This window comes from Acidithiobacillus sp. TH-A36 (assembly GCF_057473445.1).
Genome location: NZ_JBYCKP010000680.1, coordinates 1 through 2996 on the forward strand (window position 1 = coordinate 1; position 2996 = coordinate 2996).

Genomic DNA, 2996 nt, shown 5'->3' on the forward strand with positions numbered 1-2996 from the left:
GGCAATGGCGTTACCCTCTCCGGCGGGTATGCCGAAGTCCGGACGCCGCTTTCTGGAGCCAATATCGTCAGCTTCAGTCCACCCGACATCTCCGCAGGATGTGGTGGGATCAATCTTTACATGGGTTCCTTTCATTTCATCAATGGTCAGGAATTTCTCGCATTACTCCGGACCATCGGCCAGGAAGCCCTGGGGTATGCGTTTCAGTTGGCGATTGATGCCATGTGCCATCAGTGCGGGGCTTTACTCGCTTCTATCGAGAAAACCATTCAGGCCATGAATAACTCCCTGCACAACACCTGCCAACTGGCCCACGGCATTTTTAATGCCGGGGATATAGCGGGAGATTTCAAACAGGTCGGGAAAAACGCCGAAAAAGTTTTTGGATTCAGCTCAGGAGCCTCTACGGACGTTTCCTCTGCCTATGACTCGGCCAATCATGAAGGCGTGCTGCAGAATGTTCTGGATACGTTCAAGACCAACATCGAAAAGTCCTGGGATACGATCACTTCCAGTGGATCCGTTGAAAAACAATCGACAACCAAAACCGTCTCGGCTGCCTCGCTGATCCCCGAAGGCAATATGTTCTGGAAGGCGATTGGCGGCAGTGAGGCCTACAATATGCTGGAAGGCATAGATGACACCTCTACCAACACGTCCCTGCCCTGTAAAAATCACGATCACGCCTGTACCAAGGAAATCCTCATGTCCCTGGTCGGTACAGAGATCCTGCACCCCGGTTCCAGCACAACTGCCAATGCGGATATGAGTGCCGAACAGGAAAACAGCACACAGGCCACCCCCAATGCCGCCTACTCCCAGAGTCCAGATACGGCAGCGCCCACGCTTACCCTGCAAGATCTGGTCAATGGCACCAAGAACGCTTCCGTGATGACCTGCGAACCATGGCCCACAAATAGTCAAAAATATTCCGCCTATTCCACCACCATGGGCTGCGAAGCCGTAGAGACTCGTGGCACCACCCTGGGTTCCATGGGCTTCGAGGGCATCAAGCCGCATATTCAACACATGCTCTTCGGGGGTGGACAGAATGGCGGTGCGGGAATTGGGTCAGACATCGAACAGGGAATCCCATTATCCCCGGAACAAATCCAGTTCCTGCAAACCATGCCTGGGGGGATGTACACATTACTCCGGCAGGCACAAAGCTCTCAAGATATGGTCAATGAAGTTCTGGCCTTGATGGAGCCAGTGGCGGTAAATCTGTATGCCGTGAATATGGCCTCAGCACTGCTGGGTGCAGAACAGAGCGTTTACTCTGGAAACCCCCATGTCGTCATCCCGAAATCCTACGGGTCGGCCATCAATCAGCTTGCTCAGAGCGAAGATGTCTATATGCGTGACGAGAACTCGGATGCACAAAAAATCCTGAATGCCGAAGCTCTGGTTCGGGGATTGCACAATACACTGAAAAAAGAACACGGGAATCTTTGATTATGTGGAATATCTACGTTATCGGTCACATCCAGAGCTTCTTTGGGGTTTTCACGATGCTGCAGATGTTGTTCAACCCGGCCAACAACACGGCCTGGGCGAGCAGCGGTAGTGTCTGGGGCGGGCCGCTGATCGGTCTGATGCTCATTATCAGCCTGATTATTATCGTGGTAGCGTCTTTCATGCAGGGGCGATTTCTGATCCACCACATCATGATCATGGCGATTGCGTATGCGGTGCTCTTCGGGGTGACTACTCAGGTCAATATAGAGAATATCTATAACGGCGAGTCCCAGATTGTGAGTGGCATCCCTATCGGTGTCGCGGTGCCCGCGTCGATATTTTCGACGGTTTTTTGGGAAATCACCAAGCAGCTTGGTCAGGCGGATGATAATGTCACTACCGATAACACCAATATGTTCAGTGGTCCCTCTGCCAACAATCAGGTCTATGGCTTCGACGGCCCTCTGGCGCTCATGTATAACCTGCGCGGGCTGTATTCGACGTTTTCCAACGTGAACCCGGCGCTGAATCACTCTATCGTGAATTATGTGGATTTTTGTGAAGCACCGGATACGAGTCTGCTTTACACAATGGGTTCACAAAAGGATCTGGCGACAACATTATTTGCAACGACGCCACCCAAGCCCAATCTCACGGACACCCTCTACGTCAACAGTTCCGCCGTCCCTGTGGCTCACTACAATGAAACCTGTTCCGAAGCCGCAAGCACCCTGAAAAGCGCATGGAGTACATTCGAGACGGGCACCATGCCCCAAGGCAATGAAAACCTGGGTGAAACCATCGACACCCAACTGGATAATGGCTCCGTTTCCGGCCTGGATGCGTCCCAGGCGAGTTCGCTACTGGATGACGTGTTCATGAGTACCGGCAATGCCGGATACGACTTCATGAACAACATGATCCTGAATTGTGCGGTGGAAGCCGGAGCAAACGCGAATTTCTACTGGGACAGCAGCAGCCCTACAAACCAGATGTCGAGCTATTGCTCGACCAAGGCGACCGCATTCGGGCGGAGTGTCACGCTCAATGCGGCCAATGCTTCCTTGTGGGAAATGAACATGATTCCGATGATGGCGATCCTGCAATTTCTGTTCTTTGCGGGTTTTCCGATCATCATTGTGGTGGCTCTGGCGATGGGGCCAAACGGATTCGGCAAGATCGGAGCATTCATGGCGTTCGGAGCGACGACACTGGCCTGGATCCCGATTGCCCAGATCATCTCCAATTACGCTCAGGGTGGTATGCACGCCACCATGCAGCAGCTCAAGAACACGCTCAATGGGGGGCATATCACGGCATCCCATAACATCCCGATCCTGCTGGAACATGCCATGCGTCAACAGGCGATGGCGGACAAGATGCTGGCCTTGACGCCGGTAGTGACGATGGTCCTGTTGGGTCTGGGTGGCGCTTATGCCGCCACACGACTGGCACAGGATCAGAGCGAGGAAAGTTCTGCCTCACAAGCCATTGGGGAAACGACACCGATGGAGGGCACGGATACACTCAGTCAGGGG

Annotated in this window: 2 protein-coding genes; both read left to right on the forward strand. The window is 53.3% G+C overall.

From position 1 onward, the window contains the following. On the forward strand, positions 1–1455 hold a 1455-nt coding region (locus AC2VLY_RS16925; protein WP_486922696.1), incomplete at its 5' end, for a conjugal transfer protein TraH. Between the two features lie 2 nt (positions 1456–1457). Then, positions 1458–2996 (forward strand): conjugal transfer protein TraG N-terminal domain-containing protein (locus tag AC2VLY_RS16930; RefSeq protein ID WP_486892062.1); only part of this gene is annotated, 1539 nt, incomplete at its 3' end.